Raw genomic sequence first — 25,031 nt, 5'->3', positions numbered from 1 at the left:
GCGGGTGGCGCGCTTCCCGCCGCCCGCGACCGGGGACACTACCGCGATATATCGCCCCCCGGCATCCGTGCCGCAGCCGGGCTCGTACAGGCGACTGTCCTGCTGTTGCCGAGCCGGGGCTGCCGGAAAGTTGTCAGCATTCGTTCATGAACCTTTCGAGGATCGGGCAAACGACGGACAGTGCGTATGGGTGGGTCATCTCGAGGTGACGTGCGTCGACGACCATGTTGTGAATGTCGCCTGCGATGTACGGTCGCCACGTCTGTGCCACAGCGTCGTGGTCTGCGCGATCTTTCCCTGCGGTGAAGAAGACCAGGTCGCCGTCGAAAACTTCCGGCCGGTAATCGTGCGCGATGCCGCTCGCAGTCTCGAAGCTGTTCATCACCCGATCAGCCTGGTCGGCGGTGAACATCCCAGTTCCGGTCACCTGCTCACGAATGACGGCCCATGCTTGCTCAGGGGTGGCTGCCGTCACCTCGTCGCCGAGGTCGAACAACTCCCGCCAGCCGCCGAGCAGGTCGGCCATCAGCTGTCCCGGCGCGGCCTCGTCCGCGGTGGTGATCGTCGCCGCGGCCAGCTCCTCCTCTGAACCGGCGGCGCTGTCCAACATCGCCAGCATGCCGACCTGCTCACCCTCGCGCTGGAGTCGTACCGCCATGGCATGCGCGATCGCACCGCCCAACGACCATCCGAGCAGGTGATAGGGACCGCTGGGCTGGGCTCGGCGAATCTCGGTCACATAGCGTTCGGCCAGTTGATCCACGGAGTCCGCAGGTGGTTCGCCCTCCACCACATGCGGATCCTGCAAGCCGTAGATCGGCCGATCCTTGTGCAGATGTTCGACCACACCGCCGTAGGACCACGCCAACCCGCCCGCAGGGTGGACACCGAATATCGCGGGCTTCGGGCCGCTCGCACGCAGCGGAAGCAGCACTTGCAGACCGGAGCTTCCCTCCGCGTCGTCGGCTCTGACCGCCAACGCCTTCGGCGTCGCATCGTCGAACATCCACGGCAACGCGATCGTCACACCGCGTGCACGCAGTTCGGTCACCACCATCGTGGCCAGCAGCGAATTGCCGCCCAAGTCGAAGAACCCGTCCGATGCCCCGACCCGCTGGACTCCCAGGACCTGCGCATAAACCTCGCTGATCATTTTCTCCGTATGGGTCCGCGGTGCGACGAACTCGTTCGCCGGTACGTCGAAATCGGGGGCGGGCAGCGCCTTTCGGTCGAGCTTGCCGTTGACCGTCAACGGCAGTTCAGGCAAGACCATGATCGCGGACGGCACCATGTAGCTCGTCAACACCTGAGCAGCGGCTTCCCGTACTTCGCCCGGATCGAGTTGCTTACCGTCGACGCCCACGACATAACCGATCAGCTGATCCACGCCACGATCGTGGTGATGCACCGCCACCGCTGCCCGCGTCACGAGCGGATGCCGGAGCAGCGCCGACTCCACCTCGCCCATCTCGATCCGGAAACCGCGCAACTGCACCTGCGCGTCGGCCCGGCCGACGTATACCAACTCCAGCCCGGTGGTGGTCTTCCGCCACCGGCCGACATCTCCTGACCGATACAACCGGGCGCCATCCGGATCGAACGGGTTCGCCACGAATCGGCCCGCCGTCAACGCCGGAGCTCCCAGGTACCCACGCGAGAGTTGGCCACCTGCCACATAGATTTCCCCAGCGACGCCGATCGGCACCGGATGCAGCCGGTCGTCGAGCACATACACCTGCAATCCCGGCAGCGGCGATCCGATCCCGGCCACGCCCGCCGCACCGACTTCACAGAACGTCACGTGCACAGTCGTCTCGGTGATCCCGTACATGTTCACCAATCTCGGCGACTTCGGCTCGTGCGCCGCGAACCAGCCGGTCAACCGCGACGCGTCCAATGCTTCGCCACCGAAAACGACATATCGCAAGGCGAGATCACCAGCGGTGCAGCCGGATTCGCGATACACGCGCTCCGCGTCGGCGAACCCGTAGAACGCCGATGGGGTCTGGCTCAACACCGTTACGCGCTCCCGCGCCACGACGTCCACCAACGCCTCCGGCGACCTGGAGGTGTCGTAGTCGACAACGACCAGCCTGCCGCCGGACAGCAATGCGCCCCAGATTTCCCAGACCGTGAAATCGAAGGCATACGAATGGAACATCGTCCACACGTCATCGGGGCCGACGTCGAATCGCTCGGCCGCGTTGGTGAACAATGTGACCACTTCCCGATGGCTCACCGCCACCCCCTTGGGGCGACCTGTGGAGCCCGAGGTGTAGATCACGTAGGCGACGTTGTCCGGCCGCACACCTGACACCACCGGACCGAAAGAACTCGCGACGGCGTCCACGCAATCCTCGACGAGCACCACCGGCGCCGCGTACTCCGGTACCGCCGACACCAAGTCGGCCGTCGTCAACACGGCCGCCGGACCTGCGTCGTCGAGCATGAACCGCAATCGCTCCTGCGGATATGCCACATCCAGCGGCAGATACGCCGCCCCCGCTCGCAGCACTCCGAGCAGGCCCACGATCAGCTCGATCGACCGCGGCAAGGCCACTGCCACCAGCGATTCCGGCCCAACGCCGTGCTCGGTCAGCCGAGCGGCGACCAAGGCGGAGCGCTGATCCAGCTCCGCGTAGGTCAGCTGCGACTTACCGTGAGTCACCGCAACCGCCGTCGGCTGTGCGACCGCGCGGGCGGCGAACATCTCCCCGAGAGTCGCGTCCGTGACCGCGACGCCGTCATCCCCTGCCGCGTCCAGCAATTCGCTTCGCTGCACCGGATCCACGATGTCGATATCGCCGACCACGACCTGCGGATTCGCGGTCACCTCCTCCAAGATCCGCACGTACGCGTGCGCGAACCGACTGATCGTCTCCTCGACGAAGAGGTCGGTGGCAAAGGTCAGCCGCCCCACCATGCCGGCCGGACGCCCCTCGTCGGTGAACCTTTCGACAAGCTTCACGCTCAGGTCCGCCTGTGCCTGCTCGAAACCGCTCTCGATGGGCTCGACAGTGAGCCCCGGCAGCTCCAACGCGGCCTTACTGAGATTCTGGACATCGAGAATCACCTGGTACACCGGAAGATGCGCGGTAGACCGTGGCGGATTCAGTGTCTCGACAATCTGCTCGAAGGGCACATCCGCATGTGCGAACGCGGCCAGGTCCGTCTCACGCGTCGCGGCGAGCAATTCGGCGAACGGCTGCTGCGACGACACCCGCGACCGCAACACGACCGTATTGACGAACATGCCGATCAGGTCGTCGAGTTCGCGCTCCCCGCGGCCGGCCACCGGTGTGCCCACCGCGACGTCGTCGACACCTGCCAGCCTCGACAGCAGGACGGTCAACGCGGCGTGCAGGACCATGAAAACCGTCGCGTTCGCCTTCCGCGCGACCGAGTCGATCCGCGCCCGCAACTGGACGGGGATCTCGAACTCGACCGCGGCGCCGCGCATGGACGCGACCGGTGGTCGGGGCAGGTCGGTCGGCAACTCGAGCAGCTCGGCCAGCCCGCCGAGTGTGTCCTTCCAGAATCGCAACTGCCGGGACATCACCGAGTCGGGATCGTGCTCATCGCCGAGCACCTCGCGCTGCCACAACGAGTAGTCCGCGTACTGGACCGGAAGGGCCGGCCACATCGGCTCTGTCCCTTCCCTACTCGCCTGGTAGGCCACTGCGACATCCCGCGTGAGCGGCATCATCGACTGTCCGTCGGCGCAGATGTGATGCACGGTGATCACCAAAACGTGATCACGGGGACCGAGAGCGAACACCTCGACACACAACGGAGGCGCCTGTGTGACATCGAAGCTCGCCGAGACCGCGGCGGCCGCCCGTTCCATGACATGCTCTTCGTCGACCGCGACCGGAGTCAGCACGGGGGCGACGTCTTCGACAGGCACCACGACCTGATGAGGCGTTCCGTCGGTCATGGGGAACTTGGTGCGAAGCGACTCGTGCCGGGCGATGACCATTTCGCACGCCTGCCGCAGCGCGTCGATGTCGAGCTCGCCCTGGAGCCGAATCACCAACGGGATGTTGTACGCGCCGACCGAGGTGTCGAATTGATTGAGGAACCACATCCGCTGTTGTGCAGGTGAAAGAGGCACAAGAGCAGGCCGAGTTCTCGGTGTCAGCGGTACCCGAACGCTGCGCTCGAGGGTAGCCAGACGAGTGGCGAACTCGGCGACAGTCGACGCTTCGAACAGGTCCCGGACACCGATGCTCACTTCGAGTGCCGTGCTCAACTGGGCAGTCGCCCGCGTTGCCGACAGCGAATTGCCACCGAGGTCGAAGAAGCTGTCCGTCGCTCCTACTCTTTCGATGCCCAAAACGTTCCCGAACACTTCCGCGACGCGCCGCTCGGTATCGTCGCGCGGGGCGATCCACTCTCGACCGTCCGAGAATTCCGGCGTGGGAAGCGCGAGGCGGTCGAGCTTGCCGGTCGTGGTAAGCGGGAGTTCGGCGAGAACCATGAACGCGTCGGGCACCATGTGCGCAGGCAACCGCAACCGTGCGGTAGCCCTGACCTCGCTTGGATCCACATCCTCGTCGCTTACGAGGTAGCCGACGAGCCGGTCGATGCCGCGCTCGTCCTTCCGCAACACGACAACCGCGTGTTCTACCCCGGGGTGTCCAGCAAGGACGGTTTCGATCTCGCCGAGCTCGATGCGTTGACCGCGGATTTTGACTTGGAAGTCGGTGCGGCCGAGGTATTCGAGGGTGTGATCGGTAGTCCAGCGTGCCAGGTCGCCGGTGCGGTACATCCGTGAGCCGGTCGCACCGAACGGATTCGCCACGAACGCCACCGCCGTTGTCGCGGGCCGGTTCATATACCCACGTGCCAACTGCACACCCGCGACGTACAACTCACCCACCACCCCGACCGGCACCGGCCGCAACCACGCATCCAACACGACAGCCTCGACACCACGGATCGGACCACCGATGGTGACCGGGTCGCCGACACGCAACGGGTCGCTGATTCCGACCAAGATCGTGGTCTCGGTCGGCCCGTACCCGTTGAACAGCCACCGCCCCGGCGCCCACACCGCGACCGTCTCGGCCGATACCGCTTCCCCACCCGCCACCAACACCCGCAACGAATCCAACCCGGCAGGCGACATCGTCGCCAACACACTCGGTGTCACGAACGCGTGCGACACCCGATGCGTACGAATCAACTCCGCCAACTCCTCGCCGGCGAACACCTCCGCCGGAGGCACTACCAATGAAGCGCCATTCGCGTGCGCCAGCAGAACCTCGAGAACCATCACATCGAAACCCGGAGCCGCCGCCTGCAACACCCGCGACCCACTGTCCACCTGGAAACGGTCACGCTGGGCGGCCGAGAAGTTGGCCAACCCCTCGTGCGTCACCGCAACGCCCTTCGGGGTCCCCGTCGAACCCGAGGTGTAGATCACGTATGCCGCATCCCGAACATGCGGCGCACGCACCCGGTCCGCATCGGTGACAACCGCCGACGATCGAGACGAGATCGACGCCTCGGTGTCCGGATCGTCGAGAACCATCAGCCGGACCCGGTCGGGAAGCAGGTTCCGCGATGCCTCGGTCGTCATAGCGACCCGCAGACCGGAGTCCGCGACCATGTGTGCGACACGCTCGGCCGGGTTCCGAGGATCCAACGGCACGAACGCGGCGCCCGACTTGGCCACGGCCCACACCCCGACCGCGAACTCCAGCGAACGCGCCATCGCCAACCCGACCTGATCCCCCGGTCCGACACCCCAACCGATCAACTCGCGCGCCACCCGGTTCGACCACTCATCCAACTCGGCATAGGACACCGTGCGCGCACCCGAAATCAATGCCGCCGCAGCAGGGTTCTCGACTACGCCGGCTGACAACAACTCTGCCAGCGCTCGCGGCGCCTCCGCACTCCCACCCGAAGCCGGCACCAATTCACGCCGCTCATCGTCGGTCAACAGGTCGACGGCACCAAGCCGCGCTTGCGGATCAGTCGTGATAGCTCGCAGGACGGTTTCGACGCGGGCGGCCAGACCGGACGCCGTCACGGCATCGATACGGGACTGTTGGTAGCGGATTCGGACGTGCAGCTCGTCGGTCTGGTGCGCCTGAACAGTGATCGGGTAGTGCGCGGCGTCACTTCCCTCCGCGGAGACCACCCGCATACCGTCGATATCGGCGTCGCCGAGGCCGCTGCTGTCGACCGGATACGACTCGAAGACGACCAGTGTGTCGAACAATTGGGCAGCGCCAACGGCCGACATGATCTGCGACAGTTCGACGTAGTGATGGTCGAGCAGACGGGTGTTGTCCGCCTGCAACCGGTTCAGCGCGTCCTGCATGGTCCAGTCCCGGCACACGTTCACGCCGATCGGAACCGTGTTGATGAACAGGCCGATCATCGACTCCACGCCCGGCAGTTCGGCGGGACGCCCGGAGACCGTGCTACCGAACACCACGCGTTCGACGCCGAGCAGGTTCCCCAGGACCACCGCCCAGGCGAACTGCACAATCGTCGCCATCGTCACCGCTCGAGCCCGAGCGAACTCGACCAACTCGGCTGTGACGGCGCGATCGAGAACAATCGCGAGATCGATCGGTATATCTACGGTCGTGTCCGTGCGCGAGTCCGCGACCAGCGTGGGTTCGGTGAAATCGCGCAGCACGTCTCGCCAGGCCTCGATGCCGGCGGCCCAGTCGCGCCGGTCCAACCATTCCAGGTAATCGCGGTACGACGCCACAGCCGGCAACAGATCCACCTGGGTGTCCACCGCGTAGAGACCGATCAGCTCACGCCACAACAGAGGCAACGACCAGCCGTCCAGCAGAAGGTGGTGTGCCGTCAACACAAGCCGGAAGTCTTGCGGCGCTACAGCAACGATCAGGAATCGCAACAGCGGCGGGTCGGCGGGATCGAATGTGACCGCGCGTTCGGCCGCGATCAACTCATCCAGTTCCCTTGGACTGTCGGTCAGATCGACGCTGCGCCAGCACACGGCAGTATCGACGGGAACAACCTGCGCAGGAACGCCGTCGGCCGTTCGGGTGAATGCCGCGCGCAGGTTGATATGCCGCTCGAGCAAGGCTGTCGCAGAACGCTCGAGCCGGCCCTCGTCCACTTCGCCGGCAAGGGCCAGTACCGATTGTGCCGTGTATACGTCGAGTTCGCCTGCGGCGAGTTCGGCGTGGAACAGCAGCCCCGCCTGGAGCGGCGCCAGCGACCATACGTCGGTCAGCGGTCCGTACCGGTCGGCGAACGCGTCCAGGTCGGGCTGGGTGACATCGACGAGCGGAACGTCTGCTCGGGAGAGTCCCCAGTCATCGTTCGCGCGGGCCGCTGTGGCGATCCCGGTCACGGCATCCACCCATTCGCCGACGAGTTCGGCCACGTCATCGCGGTCGAGCAACCGCGAGGCGTAACCCACGTGCGCCGACAACTGAGGTCCGGCCTCGGCGTCCACGATATTCACGTCGATCGTGACGGCCGCTGCCGCAGGCATTTCCGGATCGAACGCAGCCCGTCGATCGAACTGCTCGTCGGTCGGAATCCACGCGACGTCCGACAGTGTCGTCAGATCGACGCCGACGCGGCCGAGATTGTTGAAGCTGATCTGCGGCTCCGGCGACGCTGCGAGTCGGTCGGCCGTGTCGGTGTTCAGATAGCGCAGCAGGCCGTAACCGATCCCCTTGTCGGGGATGTCGCGCAACTGGTCTTTCACAGACTTCACTGCCGCGCGCAGGTCCGAGTCCTCGATTCCGCTCAGATCGAGCGTGACCGGATACGCGTTGGTGAACCAACCAACGGTGCGAGAGACGTCTGCTCCCTCGGCAATCTGCTCCTCACGGCCATGGCCCTCCAACAGGACTTTCATGCCCGCATGTGCGACACCGCGCCGCCTGCGCCAGCGTGTCACCGCCACGACGAGACCAGCCAGCAGCGCATCGTCGACGCTGCCGCGAACAGCGTCGGGGACCACCGCGAGCAACGCCGAGGTCACCTCCGTCGGGAGGGACACCGTCAGATGCCGCACCGTCGACTGGGTGTCGACGGCGGGATCCAACACCGCACGGCCGAGCAGTGGATCGGCAGCCGCACTCATCCGATGCCACAGCTCGAACTCGCCAACGCGATCTGCGGCGGCGGCCGCCAACGCGTGCGCCCACCGGCGCATGGATGTGCCCTGCGCGGGCAACTCCACTGGCCGCCCCTGCGTGATCTGCTGCCAGGCGGCCACGAAGTCGGGGATCAGGATCCGCCACGACACCCCATCGACAGCGAGGTGATGGATCACGATGAGGGCACGGGCATCGGCATCGACGCCCGCTTCGGGAAGCAGACACACAACCTGCAGCATCCGGCCCTCGGCCGGATCGAGGCGGTCGGATGCCTCCGCCAATGCCGCTTCCACCACGGCGGTGAAACCGTCGCTGCCTGGAACGTCCTCCGCACGGAAGGTGCGGGTCGCGACCGAACCCGCGGCATCGGCGGCGCTTTCGGGCAGCACGTCGAGCCGGCGTTCACGCAGCCTCGACCGCAGCATGTCGTGCCGTTCGAGCATCACCTGCACAGTCTCGGTCACGTCCTGGACTCGCACGTCGCGCGGCAAGCGCACCAGCATCGACTGGGCGAACCGATCTGCCGCCCCGAGTCGATCGGTGAAGAAGGACACGATCGGCGTCAACGGGATTTCGCCCACACCGCCCCCGGGCAGTTCCTCGAGCGACACCCGTTCAGCGGCTTCGGCCACTCGCGCCAGCCCACGAACCGTCTTGCGCTCGAAGATGTCCCGAGCAGTCACGATGACACCTGCGGACTTCAGTCGGGATGCCAACTGGATCGACATGATGGAATCACCGCCGAGCGCGAAAAACGAGGTGGTAGCGCCGACCGACGTCATTCCCAGCACGTCCGCGAAGACGGCGGCGATGGTGCGCTCCAGGTCGGTAGACGGCGCGACCGCATCGTCTCCGGCAATTTCGAAGACGGGTTCTGGCAGCGCTTTTCGATCCACCTTGCCGGTCGAGGACAGCGGCATGCGGTCGAGCACCATGATTGTCGAGGGCACCATGTGGGTGGGCAATACGGCAGCCACCTGATCGAGTACCGCGCTCGGTTCGACGACCGTTCCGAGTTCCGGCACGATGTACGCGGCGAGTACGGGTTGCCCGCCCGGTCCGTTGCGACTCACGGTCACAGCGGACGCCACCCTCGGATCCGCGAGCAGCGCGGCGTCGATCTCGCCGAGTTCGATCCGCTGGCCACGAATCTTGACCTGGAAATCGATGCGGCCGATGTATTCGAGCGTGCGCTCCGCGGTCCAGCGAACGATGTCGCCGGTGCGGTACATCCGCGAACCCGCACCACCGTAGGGATTCGCCATGAACGCACCGGCGGTCGTCGCGGGCCGATTCAAATACCCGCGAGCCAACTGGGCACCCGACAGGTACAGTTCGCCCGCGGTTCCGACCGGCACCGGTCGCAACCGGCCGTCCAGGACCATAGCCTCCGCACCGCGGATCGGACCGCCGATCGTGATCGCGTCGTTGGCCTGGACCGGATCACTCATCGTGATCACGATCGTCGTCTCCGTCGGACCGTAGATATTGTGCAACCGCCGACCCGGCGCCCAGGCGGCAACCAGATCCGGAGCCACCATCTCGCCGCCGACGGCCAGCATCCGCACCGATTCGAGGTCGGCCGGCGCCATCGTCGCCAACACACTCGGCGTCAGGAACGCATGCGACACCTGATGCGTCCGGATCACATCGGCCAGTTCCTGGCCGCCGAACACGTCCGGTGGCGACACCACCAAGGACGCGCACGCCGCATGCGCCATCAACGCCTCGAGCAGGACCGCGTCGAAGGCGGGCGCCGCTACTTGCAGCACTCGCGATGTGCTGTCCACCCGATAACGATCACGCTGCTCGGCCGCGAAACCCGCCAACCCCTCGTGCGTGACCACGACGCCCTTCGGCGTTCCGGTCGATCCGGAGGTGTACACCACATACGCCGCATCCTGAATCTGCAGTGCGCGTGGGCGGTCCGCATCCGTGACCGCGCTGACGGGATACGCCGCGGTCCCAGCGGCCGAACGCGGGTCGTCGAGCACAAGCCATCGGACACCGCCCGGCAGCGACTTACGGGCGGCCGCGAGCGTGATCCCGACTTCGACACCGGAATCGTTCACCATGTGCGCGATCCGCTCCGGGGGATACCGCAGATCCACCGGGACGAACGTGGCACCGGTCTTCGCGATCGCCCACATGGCGACGTGATAGTCGACCGACCGCGGCACCGCCAACGCGACAAACGCTCCCGGTCCGACATCCCCGGCGAGCAGGTGACGGGCCAGCTGGTTGGCCCGACGGTCGAGTTCCCCGTACGTGATGGTCTCGGTATCCCCGATCACGGCAACCGCGGATGGGTCTGCCGCCACGGCCGACGCCAGCAGATCGGGAAGTCGACACGGACGCGTGGTGTCGCCGCCGCGTGCCGGAAGTAGGCTTTCGGTCTCCTCGGCGCTGAGCAGCCCGATCTCCCCTACCGGCCGGGTCGGATCGGAGGTGACCGCTTCGAGGACGCGGATAAACCGCTCGGCGAGCGATTCGGCGGTCGATCGGACGAACAGATCTGTGGCGTAGATGATCTCGCCGTCGATTCCGGCAGGCCGATCGCCCTCCAGGCGTTCGGTCACCAACACGGTGAGGTCGGTCTTGGCTTGCGCGATACCCGGGTCGAGGAGTTCGACACCGACGCCGGGCAGCTCGAACCGCGCCGCGCGCGTATTCTGCAACCCGAGCATCACCTGAAACAGCGGCGAGTACGCCGTCGATCGCGGACGACCGAGGACGTCGACCAGCCGTTCATAGGGCACATCCGCGTGTGCGAGCGCCTCCAGATCGACGCCGCGCACCTCCGCCAAAAGTTCCGCGAACGACCGGTCGTCGCGGACCTTTGTGCGCAACACCACTGTGTTGACGAACATGCCGACCAGATCGTCCAACTCCCGCCTGCCGCGACCGGCGACGGGTGTCCCGACCGAGACGTCCTCGCTGTGCGCGGTGCGAGCCAACAGGATCGCCAACGCCGCATGCAGCACGACGAACACCGTGACGCCCGAACGCTGTGCCAGCCGCACGATGTCGTCGTGCAGCCATGCCGGCATGCCGAAGCGAACATTGCCGCCGACCATCGACATCGTGGCGGGCCGGGGCCGATCAGTCGGCAGGCCGAGCAGTTCCGGGGAATCGCCGAGGACCTCGGTCCAGTACGCGATCTGCCGCGCGACCACGGATGTCGGATCGTCTTCGGAACCGAGCATCTCCTGCTGCCACATCGCGTAGTCCGCATACTGGACTTCCAGCGGTTCCCACTGCGGTGCTACTCCATTCGCGCGGGCCCGATACGCGGCGAAAACGTCGCGGGCGAGCGGCGCCATCGACGATCCGTCCGCAGCGATGTGGTGGACCACGAGCACCAGCACATGATCGTGGGCGCCGGCCTGATACAGCCGCGCCCGTACGGGCGCCGATTTCGTGATATCGAAACCTGCTCCGACAGCATTCCGGATCCGGTCGGCCAGCTCCGTCTCGTCGACGACCGGCTCTCGATCCAACACCAGGTCCGCCGCTATCGCCGCTTCGTCCCGCACTACCTGACACGGTTCTCCGTCGACAGCGGGATACACCGTCCGCAACGGTTCGTGCCGGGTCACCACATCCAGTAACGCCGCGCGCAACGCATCGACGTCCAGTGGGCCGGTCAACCGAGCCGCGAAACAGATGTTGTATGCCGCCGAGGCGGTGTCGAACTGGTTGAGGAACCACATCCGGCGTTGAGCCGCCGCCAACGGGACAGCCGCGGGGCGTGGACGCGGCGCGAGCGGATTCACCGTAGAACGGGTTCGGGTCGCGATCCGTTCGGACAATCCGGCAATTGTGGGCTCGTGGAAAATGTCACGGATGCCGACCTCGACACCGAGAGCCGCCTCGGCTCGCGCCGCTATCTGCGCAGCGGAGAGCGAGTTGACACCGATCTCGAAGACGTTCGCCGTCACACTCACCCGATCGGCGCCCGTGATCTCGGCAATCACATTCGCGAGTGCCACTTCGCGTTCGGTGCGAGGCGATACGAACTCCTTGCCGTCGTCGAAAACCGGCTGCGGCAACGCGGCTCGATCGAGCTTGCCGTTCGCGGTGAGCGGCATCGAATCGAGTACCTGCACGCCGGCTGGAACCAGGTACGACGGCAGCGAGCGAGTGAGTTGGTCACGAATCGCGCGGCCATCGGTCACCGCGCCCGGTACCAGCGTCACATATCCGACGATTCGTTCCGCCGTCACGACAGCCACAGCACGCGCGACTTGCGGAACCGCGGACAGCGCGGCTTCGACGTCACCCGGTTCCACTCGCTGACCGCGCACCTTGACCTGGAAGTCACTGCGGCCCATGAACTCCAGCTCCCCGGTTTTGGTCCACCGGACCAGGTCACCGGTACGGTACAGCCGTTCACCTGGCACACCGAACGGGTGCGCGACAAAGGCACCGCAGGTGAGGTCGGCGCGCGCGTGATACCCGCGCGCCAGCTGGACACCCGACACATACAGTTCGCCGACGACACCGACCGGCGCAGGTCGCAGCCTCGAGTCCAGCACATAGACCTTCATGCCGGACACCGGTGCACCGATCGGGACGGTCGCAGAGGTTGCCACACCCGGCACGCACCGCTGAGCTGTGACGACCTCCGCCTCCGCCGGGCCATACCAGTTCACCACATCCGCATTCCCGAACACGCGCGCCGCAGCGTCGACAGTGCGCTGCGCCAGCGCCTCACCCGCGACGAATACCCGCCGGATCGACGGCAGCTCCGCGCCACCGGTGGATTCCAGGAGAACATCGAGCATCGACGGGACGAAGTGCACCGTGGTGACCTCATGACTTGCGATGACGCCTGCCATGTAGACCGGGTCACGGTGTCCGTCGGGTTCGGCGACGACGATGTGCGCTCCGGTCTGCAGTGGCCAGAACAACTCCCACACGGCGATGTCGAAGGTGATCGGAGTCTTGTACAGCACCGCGTCGGACGCGCCGTGCGGCCATTGCTGCTGCGCCCACGCCAATTGACTCACGGTCGCGGAATGGGTCAGGGCGACCCCCTTGGGGACGCCGGTGGAGCCGGAGGTGAACAGGACGTAGGCGAGGTGGTCGGGCCGGAGCGGTATCCGGCGTTCGGCATCCGCGATCGGGGCATCGGACAGACCCGTCACGTCCAGTTGGTCGATCCGAGCGGATTCGAATCCACCTGGCAGTTCCTCGCCGTCCGCGGAGGTCGTGAGTACCATCAGCGGCCGCGCCGCGCTCAGCACGCGGGCGATCCGCGCGCTCGGATGGTCCGGGTCGATCGGAAGGTACGCGGCGCCTGCCTTCACTACCGCGTACAGCGTCGTAATGAGCTCGACCGACCGGCGGACAGCCACCGCCACAACGGTGTCCGGCCCCGCACCGCGCGCGATGAGCCACCGGGCCAGACGATTGACGCGGGTGTCGAAATCTCGGTAGGTCAACGTGCTGCCATCCGGAAGGCGGATCGCTGGACCGTCCGGGGTGCGTGCGACCTGTTCGTCGAAGGCGTCGACAAGGGTCCGGCCTGCTGCGGCGGGGCCGGCGGTGTCGTTCCATCGCTCGAGCACCTGATGCCGCTCTGCGGCGTCGAGCAGCTCGAGCTCACCGACGGCCGCATCGGGATCGTTCGCGGCGGCGTCGAGAACACGGACGAAGTGATCGGCGAAACGCTGTACAGAGTCCTCGTCGAACAGGTCCGTGGCATACGTCAGGCGCAGCGTCATGCCGGTCGGCTCGTTGTGCGTGCCGTGCCCCTCCGTCATCATGAGCAGCAGGTCGTAGATCGCGGCGCTGTCACCCGGGTCCACGTTCTCGACGGTGAGCTCCGGAAGTTCGACGCGAGCCTGCGTCATGTTCTGGTAGGCGAGCAATACCTGGAACAACGGCGTGTGCGCTGTCGACCGCGCGGGATTCAGCGCATCCACCAACTGCTCGAACGGGACGGTGGCATGGTCGAATGCCTCGATGTCGGTGCGCCGCACCTCATCCAGCAAACTCATGAACGTGCGATCGAGCGTGATCCTGGTGCGCATCACCAGGGTGTTGACGAACATCCCGACGAGGTTGTCGAGCGATCTGTCGCCGCGTCCCGCATGGGGCACCCCGATGGTGATGTCGTCGCTGCCGGACAGCCGCGACAGCAACACTGCCAGAGCCGTGTGCACCACCATGAACGTCGTCGAACCGGCTCGACGCGCCAGCGACTCCACCCGTCCCTGCAGCTCACCTGGGATCGTGACGTGAAGCACCGCGCCGCGTTGGGTCTGCTCGATCGGCCGCGGCCGATCGGTCGGCAGCTCGAGCAGATCCGGTATACCCGCGAGTTGGGTTCGCCAGTAGGCGATGTCGCGGGCCACGTGCGAATCCGGGTCGTCCGCCGAGCCGAGCACCTCGCGCTGCCAGAGAGCGTAATCGGCGAATTGCACCGGCAGCGGCGCCCAGTCCGGCGGGTTTCCGCTGGACCGCGCCCGATAGGCCGTCACGATATCGGCGGCCAGCGGCGCCACCGAATAGCCATCGCAACTGATGTGATGCACGGCCAACGCCACTGTCCAGGTCGTGTCCGACAGCTGATACAGCGCTACGCGCAGTGGCACACCCTTCGACACATCGAATCCGACGCTCGTGAACTCGGCCAACCGGCGTGACAGCTCGCGCTCTCCGATCGGCTGTGGCGTGAGATCGCACATCGCGACGACCTCGGCCGCGTCCAGCACGACCTGCGTGGGCGTACCGTCAACCGCCGGGTATACGGTGCGCAAACTCTCGTGCCGCTCGATGACATCACCGACGGCCGCTGCCAGCGCATCGATGTCGAGGACACCGTCGAGCCGAATCGCGAGTGGCACCACGTATCCGGCCGAATCGGGGTCGAATTGGTTGAGGAACCACATGCGGGTCTGTGCCTGCGACAGCGGAAGACGATCCGGCCTCGGATTCCGCGTCGGCGCGGGAAGGCTCGGCACCGCACGCAACCGCGAGATACGCTCGGCCAGATCAGCAACGGTGGGTGCCTCGAATATCACTCGCACCGGTATGGACACACCGATGACATCGCCGACGCGGCTCAGAGCGCGAGTCGCGATGAGCGAGTTTCCGCCCAGGTCGAAGAAGTTATCGTCCGCGCCGATCTCGGGAAGGCCGAAAAGCTCGCCGAAAACCCCGGCGATGGTCTGCTCGACGAGCCCCCGCGGCGCTCGATACTCCGACTCGTGGGTGCTCGGATCCGGCACGGGCAACGCTCTGTAGTCGACCTTGCCGTTCGCCGTGAGCGGGATAGAGTCGATCCGGACCACCGGTGACGGCACCATATAGGCAGGCAGCCGTTCCAGCAGAAAGGCCCGAATCCGCTTGGCATCAAGCGCCTCTTCGGCCACCACGTAGGCGATCAAGCGCTGCTCGCCGCGATCGGTGCGCACCTGCGCGACGGCCGCGCTCACCTGCTCGTGTGCGAGCAACGCGGCTTCGATGTCACCGAGCTCGATCCGCAGGCCGCGCACCTTCACCTGGGAGTCGGCGCGGCCGACATATCGCAGGCTTCCGTCCTCGTCCCAGCGAACCAGGTCGCCGGTGCGATACAGGCGTGAACCGCTCGCCCCGCCGAAAGGATCGGCGACGAACGTCGCCGCCGTCAGACCGGGAAGTTCGTGGTATCCACGGGCCAGCTGAACACCCCCCAGATACAACTCGCCGGTCACTCCGATGGGAACGGGATGCAGCCGCGAATCCAGCACATGGACGACCACGTTCGTCTCCGGGACGCCGATCGGCACCGCGACGCCGTCGAGCGCGTCGATTCGGTGTGCGGTCACGCTGACCGCGGCCTCGGTCGGCCCGTAGAGGTTGTCGATGCGCGCATCGCTGAGATCCCGGAACCGGCGGACAGTGTCGGCGGGAAGCGCCTCGCCGATGCACATCACACGCCGGAGGTTCGGAAACTCGCGAGGAGCGGCCACCTCGAGGAATGCCGCGAGCAACGACGGCACGAAATCCGCTGTCGTCACTTGATACTCGGCCATCAGCCGTGCGATAGCACTCGGGTCGCTATGGGCGTCCGGACCCGCTACTACCAACGATGCACCACATGTCAAGGCGGAGAACAGTTCCCAGACCGACAGATCGAATGTGACCGGTGTTCGCAACATCATGACGTCGTCGCCGGCGAGCCGGTAGTGATCGCGCATCCACCGGAGTTGATTCACCACGGCGGCGTGCGGCACGGCCACACCCTTCGGTACACCAGTCGAGCCGGACGTGTAGATGACGTAGGCCAGGTCATCCGGATGCAGCGGCCGACTCCGATCGGCATCGGTCACCATCGACGAATCCACGTGCCCGGCGTCGAGCTCCTCTAGCACCCACACCGGCACGTCGTCGGTCAGACTTGCCATGTCGATCAGACGAGTGAGGACCGCAGTCGGCCGCGCGGCCGTCAGGACGGCACGCACTCGATCGACCGGGTGGTCCGGATCCAAGGGCAGGTATGCCGCGCCCGCGGCATGGATCGCGTACAGCGTCGTCAGCAGATCGACGGAGCGCCGCATCGCCACCGCCACAACGGTTCCAGGGGCGACCCCTCGTCCGATCAACACTCGGGCCAGCGAATTCACCCGTGCCGCGAACTCACGGTAACTGTGCCGGCCTCCGTTCTCCGCGTCGAGCACGGCTGTGTTCTCGGGCGTCACCGCTGCCTGCGCGGCGAACAAGTCCGCGATCGTCGAGGTCGACGCCTGGGTCGTCACTCCTGTCGATCGCGCGGTGAGCTCACCGACCTCGTGCGCGTTCAGCAGGTCCATGTCACCGATGGCGCGCGCGGGATCGGCAACGGCCGAGCGGAGCAGCAGCAGGTAGCGGTCGAACATCGCGGTGATCGTGGCCTCATCGAAAAGATCTGTCGCGTAACTGAATTCGACCGCCATGTCGCCCGGTTCACCGCCAGGCTCGGTGGCGTCGACGAGATTCAGATGCAGGTCGTATTTGGCCACGCTCGGGTCGGCCATGTGGGCCGAAACCGTCAAGCCATCGAACTCGACCGTGGGGATCTCGATGTTCTGGAACGAGAATCCCACCTGCGTCAACGGTGCGTGTGCAGTCGAGCGCGGCGGATTCAGCACCTCGACGAGGCGCTCGAACGGAATGTCGGCGTTCTCGAACGCGGCCAGATCGGCGGCCCGGACTTGATCCAGAACACGGAGGAATGAGGCATCCGGCTTGATCTGCGACCTCAGCACCAGAGTGTTGACAAACATTCCGATTAGGCCGTCGAGCCCGGGCTCACCGCGACCCGCGATCGGCGTGCCGACCGCGATGTCACCGGTTCCCGACAGCCGCGCGAGCAGAACCGCGAATGCCGCATGCGTCACCATGAAGACTGTCGCGTCGTAACGCCGGGCCAGCGCGACCACGTCACGGTGGAGATCGGCAGGCAAGGCCGCCGACACTGTCGCGCCGCGGAACGACTGCTTCACCGGCCGTGGACGGTCGGTGGGCAGGTCGAGCACTTCGGGCAGGTCGGCGAGAGCCGCCAGCCAATACCCGGTCTGGGCGACAGTCGGGCTGTGCGGGTCGTCCTCCGTGCCCAGCAACTTTCGTTGCCACAATGCGTAATCCGCGTATTGCACCGGCAATGGCACCCACTGCGGCGCCTGCTGCCGAACGCGGGCCCGGTAGGCGGTCATCAGGTCTGCGGCGAGCGGTGCGAGCGATGACCCGTCGATGCTGATGTGATGAACGACGAGAATCAGGGTGTGTTCGTCGGGTGCACTGCTCAGCAACGTGATCCGACACGGAACCTCGGATGTGACGTCGAATCCGACTGCCACTTCGGCGGCGATGCGCGCCTCGATGCCGCTCTCCGCGACAGCGACTGGGGCCAATCGTGGCAAGGCCACGTCCACCGGGACAATCAATTGGTGCGGCCCGGTGTCGCTGTCCGGATACACGGTCCGGAGCGATTCATGTCGGTCGAGCACGTCGGCGATTGCCGCATGCATGGCGGCCACCTCGAGATTTCCGGACAGGCGCACGACCAGCGGAACGTTGTACACCGGCGAGCTGGTGTCGAACTGATTGAGGAACCACATGCGCGCCTGTGCCGGTGACAGCGGGATCCGATCCGGGCGCTCCTGCGGCACAAGAGGTTCCCGTTCTACCGCGTTGGCGGTCCGAAGATTCTCCGCCAACGCCGCGATGGTCGGCGCCTCGAATACCGCGCGCAAGGGAACATCGACGCCGAATGCGGCGCTCAGTCGCGCTGCGGCCCGGGTAGCGGACAGCGAGTTGCCGCCGAGATCGAAGAAGCTGTCGAGGACACCGACTCGCTCGATTCCCAGAACGCCCGCGTAGATATCCGCGACGACCTGCTCGGCCGCGTCACGCGGCGCGACGAATTCTGTGGTGGTGGTGGCAAACACCGGTTCCGGCAACGCCGCACGGTCGACCTTGCCCACCGACGACAGCGGCAGCGTGTCGAGCACCATGACGGTGTCCGGGACCATGTGTGACGGCAAGCGTTGCGCGGCGTAGTTCAACAGTTCCGCGTTGTCGATGGCGCCGTTCGCGGGCACCACGTAGGCGGCCAGTCTCGATCCGCCGTCCGTCGCTACACCCACCGTCACCGCTACCGACACATCGGGGTGACCGGCGAGAACGGCTTCTATTTCGCCGAGCTCGATGCGTTGACCGCGGATTTTCACTTGGAAGTCGGTCCGCCCGAGGTATTCCAGGGTGTGCTCGGGTGTCCAGCGTGCCAGGTCACCGGTGCGGTACATACGGGTACCGGCAGGACCATAAGGATTGGCCACGAATGTGGCGGCTGTGGCGCCGGGTTGGTTGAGGTATCCACGGGCCAGTTGCGTACCTGAGAAGCAAAGCTCCCCCGTCACCCCGACCGGGACCGGTCGCAGCCGAGCGTCCAACACGACAGCCTCGACACCGCGGATCGGACCACCGATGGTGACCGGGTCCCCGACTCGCAGCGGGTCGCTGATCGCGACCATGATCGTGGTTTCGGTCGGCCCGTACCCGTTGAACAACCGACGTTCCGGCGCCCATACCGCGACAGTCTCCGGCGATACCGCTTCCCCGCCCGCTACCAGCACCTGCAATGAGTCCAGTCCGGCAGGCGACATCGTAGCCAGCACACTCGGTGTGACGAACGCATGCGACACCCGCTGTGTGCGAATCAACTCCGCCAACTCCGCGCCGGCGAACACCTCCGGCGGCGACACCACCAACGCGGCACCGTTCGCATGGGCCAGCAGCAACTCCAATACCACCGCGTCGAAACCCGGGGCCGCCAACTGCAACACCCGCGAGGAACTCTCGACCCGGTAGCGTTCACGCTGCTCGGCCGCGAAGTTCGCCAACCCCTCATGCGTGACCGCGACACCTTTGGGGGTGCCTGTGGACCCCGACGTGTACACCACATACGCCGTGTCCGAGACATGACATGCCCGCACCCGGTCCGCGTCCGTCACTACCGCCGACGACCGCGCCGCGATAAAGCCCTCGGTGTCCAGGTCGTCGAGAACCAACTGCTGGACCTGGCCAGGAAGCAGGTTCCGTGATGCTTCTACCGTGATCGCGACCCGCGCATCGGCGTCCTCGATCATGTGCGCGACCCGCTCGGTCGGATTCCGAGGATCGACCGGCATGAATGCGGCGCCCGCCTTGGTCACCGCCCACAATCCGACCACGAACTCCACCGACCGCGCCATAGCCAGCGCGACCTGGTCACCCGGGCCCACACCGCTCTCGATCAAGACTCGCGCCACACGATTCGACCAGGCATCCAACTCCCCATACGACACCACGTGCTCACCCGACACCACGGCGGTCGCCCCCGGATCCCCCACCGCCAACAACTCCGCCAACACCCGTGGGCCCTCCGCCACACCACCCGACGCAGGCACCAGCCCTAGCAGCTCATCCACCGACAACAAGTCCGCACCACCCACCGGCACCTGCGGGTTTGCCACGAACCCCTCGAGAATCCGATTCAATCGGGCAGCGAGCTCCTCGACCGTCCCCCGGTCGAACAGATCCGTCGCATAGTTGATCCGCAGTGCGACATCGCCACCGGCGGCAGTATTTTCGGCGACGGTAACGATGATGTCCACTTTCGCAGGCTCGGGCCCCGGATCCAGAATCTCGACCGTGAGTTCGGGCAGCTCCAAGCTCGCGCGGTCCATGTTCTCGAAAGCGAGATACACCTGGCACAGCGGTGCGTACGCCATGGACCGTTTCGGATCGAGTTCCTCCACGACGCGTTCGTACGGCAGGTCACTGCAGGCGAAGGCATCGGCATCGATCTCTTTGACGCGAGCCAGGAACGCGGTGAACGATTCGTCGAAACGGACCTCGGTGCGCAGCGGCACAGTGTTGACGAACATACCGATAAGCGGCTCGAGCGCGCGTTCGCCCCGCCCCGCGACCGGCGTGCCGATGATGATGTCCGACGAGCCCGACAGGCGGGCCAGCAGAACAGCCAGCGCGGCATGGACGACCATGAAGGTGGTGACATGCGTCGTGCGCGCCAATCGCTCGATCCCGGCGAAGGTGTCGGCCGGGATCACGGTGTCCGCTACGTCGCCGTGCATGGACTGGCGGGCAGGACGCGGACGGTCGGTCGGAAGCTCCAGCACCGGCGGCATGCCCGCCAGCTGCTCTGCCCAATAACGCAACTGACGTGACGCCAGCGAGTCCGGATCGTCCTCGTCGCCGAGCAGGCTGCGATGCCAGATGCTGTAGTCGGCGTATTGCACCGTCAATGGTTGCCAGTCCAGCGTCTTTCCCTCCGACCTCGCCCCGTAGGCGGTCGCGACATCGGCCGCGAGTGGTCGGAGGGACGATCCGTCGCAGCAGATATGGTGCAGGACAACGACCAATACGTGACGCAGACGGTCGGCTGTCGCAAGCAGCGCGACCCGGATCGGCGGACGCTCGCGCACATCGGTCCCGATCGACGCCAGCTCGCGAATCCGGTTCACGATGTCGTCGCTGTCGGTCGGCTTCGGCGTCAGATCGAGTTCGGCGACAACCTGCTCGGCCGACAGAATGACCTGTGTCCCTTCCCCATCCACGGCAGGATAGAAGGTACGCAGCGACTCGTGCCGATCGATCACGTCCGTGAGGGAGGCCCGCAGCGCCGCGGCGTCGAGGCGTCCGGTCAACTGCACCACCAGCGGAATGTTGTACGCCGCCGACGCCGGGTCGGCCTGATTGACCAACCACATCCTGTTCTGCGCGGGCGACAAGGGCAGGGGCTCGACCCGCCGGGCCGCCCTCAGCGCGGGCCGGTTGGGGCGGTGCCCATCCTCGATATGCGCGGCGAGTTCGGCGACGGTCGGTCTACCGAACAGGTCACGGACCGACACGTCGCATCGGGTCACCTCGGCGATGCGCACGGCGGCACTGGTCGCGGTGAGCGAATTGCCGCCCAGTTCGAAGAAGCTGTCCAGCACGCCTACCCGCTCCGTACCCAGAACCTCGGCGAAGACGTCGGCGATCGACTCCTCGACGACCGTACGCGGAGCCACATACGCCGCGGCCGAATCGAACACCGGTTCCGGCAGCGCACGCACGTCCAATTTGCCGTTGACTGTCAGCGGCAACGCCGGCAACACGACGATGCTCGACGGCACCATGTATTCCGGCAGCAGTGTTCCGACATGAGCGCGAAGAGAGTCGGCCGCACAGGCGGTGTCGCCGACAGGCACGACGTATCCGACGAGCCGTGCTGCCTCGGTACCGGGGAGATGCACTACCACGACCGCCGCCGAGACAGCGCTGTGGGTCAACAGCGCGTTGCGGATCTCGTCCAGCTCGATGCGGAACCCACGCAGCTGCACCTGCTGATCGGCGCGGCCGCGGTATTCCAGCACGCCCTGGTGATTCCATCGTGCGACATCGCCGCTGCGATAGAGGCGCTCGCCCGGCTTCCCGAACGGGTCGGCGACGAATCGTCCCGTGGTCAACGAAGGTCTGTTGAGATAGCCGCGGGCGAGTTGGTCTCCCGCGACATAGATCTCGCCCCATGCTCCCAGCGGAGCTGGGCGCAACTGCTCGTCGAGGACATATATCCGCACACCCGGCAACGGCGGGCCGATCGTGCTCGGCGCACCCGGCACGGCAATGTCCGGTGTCAGGCCGAGGTAAGTGAGGATGACCGTGGTTTCGGTGATCCCGTAGCTGTTGGCCAGCATGGGCGATTTCGGGTTGTGCTCATACCAGTCCGCCAATGCCACCGGGTTGAGAGCTTCCCCCGAGAGGTAGACCAGGCGAAGGACGATTTCGCCATCGGGCTCGCCTGCCTGCGCGTACCGCTGCCGCGCGGCGGCGAATTGATTGAACGCCGTGGGCGTCTGGTTGAAGTGGGTCACCTTCTCGCGTGCCACCAGGCGCACGAGGTCGTCCGGCGAACGCGTGGTGAGGCTGTCCACGACGACGACACGGCCACCAGTGATCAACGCGCCGAATATTTCCCATACCGAGTAGTCGAACGCGATCGAATGGAAGAACGTCCAGACGTCGTCGGATCGAACTCCGATCTCGGCACACGCGTTCACCAAGTAGCTGGCGACAGCGCGATGGGGTATCGACACACCCTTCGGTCGACCGGTCGATCCCGATGTGTAGATGACGTAGGCGACGTTGTCGGAACACAGCGAGCCCGTCCGATCGGCATCGTCGATCGGATCCGAGGCAACATCGCGGTCGGCCGCGTCGTCGAACAGCACCACCCGGCTGGGATCTCCCGGCACATACTCGCGCATGCTCCGGTTTGTCACGACGACGACAGGATCGGCATCGTTCAGAACGTATTCGAGCCGTTCGGCCGGATGGGCCGCGTCCAACGGCAGATACCCCGCGCCCGACTTCAGCACGGCCAGCACGACGACGATCAGATCGGCATCCCGTGGCATCGCGATGGCCACCAGTGATTCCGGCCCCGCACCGAGGGCGATGAGCCTGCGCGCGAACCGGTTGGACCGCTCGTCCAGCTGACGGTAGGTGAGGGCGGTCGTACCCGATGTGACTGCTACCGCGGACGGAGTGGCCGCAGCCTGTCGCGTGAGCAGATCCACCAGTGTCTCGGAGGGCGATTCGCCGTCGTGGCCCGCGAGTTCCCCGAGGATTCGCAGCTTCTCGACAGGGTCGAGGAGCTGGATGTCGACGATGGGCGTTTCTCTGGGCAACTCCATCATCCGCTGCAGGAACTCGATGAACCGGTCTGCGTGCGATTCGAGTTCTTCCTGACCGTACAGATTCGAGTTTCCGTGCAGTTCGATCAGCAGCGGCGCATCGGCACCGGAGCGGTACAAGTTCAGTTGCAGGTCGTCGAGCGCCCCGGAAGTCAGTGCCCGGTATCGGCCGACGGCCGACCCGAGGCGGATCTCGGAGTCGAAGAACAGGATATTGACGATCGGACCGAACGAGTTCGCGGCCGCGTCCAGCGCATTCGAGTCGCGGCGCAGATCCTCGAACCGGTAGAGCTGGTGCCGCATCGCCGAGACGAGTTCGGACACCGAAGCGCGAACCAACTCCTCCACGGTCGTGGTCGCATCCAAGGTGAATCGAATCGGCACCATATTCGCCAACATCGCGGCGGCATTGCGCAGGCGCTTCGTCACTCGCCCACTCACCGGCATGGACAACACCACATCGTCGGTACGTGTCATCCGGGCGAGGAACGCGCCGAACGCGGCGACCACGACCTGCGCGGGCGACGCTCCCAGGTCGTCGGCGAAGCGATCGAGCAGCTCGGACAACCTCGAGGGAAGCTGCAGACCGGCTACGCGGTCGACTTTGCTCGCGCGCGCGGTGCGGCCGGACAGACTCACCGGCGTAGGAAGGTCGGCAACCTTGTCGAGCCAGTACGCTTTGTCGTTTTCGAACCGAGAGCTGGCGCGATAAGCACGCTCCGCTTCGATGACGTCGCGCAACCCGGCCGCCACCAACCGCGCAGGGGGCCTGTTCTCGACGATAGCGTTGTAGTGCTCGGCCATCCGGCTCACGACATTGAACGCGCCGTAACCGTCGATCACGAGGTGATGGGCACGTCCGTACCAGAGATACCGGTTCTCGGCGAGCCGGATGAGCCGCATCGCGGTGAGCCGGTCACGGCTGAGGTCGACGGCCTTGGTGTTGTAGTCGCGGCGCATCCATTCCATCGCCGCCGCAAACGGATCGTCCGCACCGCTGACATCCAGCACGGACTCGTCGTAGACGATGCTGCGATCGACGAATTGATATGGGCGACCGTCGGACTCGACTACCCGTACCACCAGGGACTCGGTCTCATGCCCGGCCTTGTTCACCGCCCGACTGAATGCATCGAGGTCTACCGGGCCTTCGATCTCGACGTACTGCGCGATGTTGACAGCCGGTCCGCCGGGCATGTTGTCCGCGAACCACATGCCGTACTGCGCCCTGGAGAGCGGAATCAGACCCAGATCGTGGTCGTCGGTTCCGGCTGACTGCAGATTCATCCTATGACCCCTCATTCAGACTCGGAGGCACTGAGGCACGGCCGTACTACGCAGCCCTGCCCGTGTCCGACATTTGCCGTTATATGCACTTCGTCTACGTCGAAGCGGCGCGGACCCCTGCTTCCGAACGCGCCGATCATGTACAGCGTTTGATCCACTCCGGCCGCGCCCAGGAATCCCTTCCCAGTGCCGACCGGCCTTGCACGGAGACCACCCACCTCTCATTTGGCGATGTTTTCCAACATCTCAAAATCTGAAAAGCAGGACTTTTGGACATGCAGATGATCGTCCAGGCCCACGTACGATCAGCTATCTAACAGCATTCGCGCTCAGTCTAGACACACCCAACCCTCAAACCTGCGTGGAAGGCGGGCGTTTCGATCTTCGGTTCGCAGGAATCGGCCGCGAAGACCGCGCTCGATCCTGT

1 protein-coding gene is annotated in these 25,031 nt (G+C 65.7%); it reads right to left on the bottom strand.

The genetic code is table 11. The features are described from left to right. Positions 1-133: 133 nt before the first annotated feature. Positions 134-24,604 (bottom strand): non-ribosomal peptide synthase/polyketide synthase, encoded by a 24,471-nt coding sequence (locus AB0H00_RS19590; protein ID WP_357268002.1) that lies wholly within the window; start codon positions 24,602-24,604, stop codon positions 134-136. Positions 24,605-25,031: the final 427 nt, after the last annotated feature.

This window comes from Nocardia sp. NPDC023852 (genome assembly GCF_040639505.1).
In the GTDB taxonomy this organism is placed as follows: Bacteria; Actinomycetota; Actinomycetes; order Mycobacteriales; family Mycobacteriaceae; genus Nocardia.
This window is presented reverse-complemented; position numbering and strand designations above follow the sequence as displayed.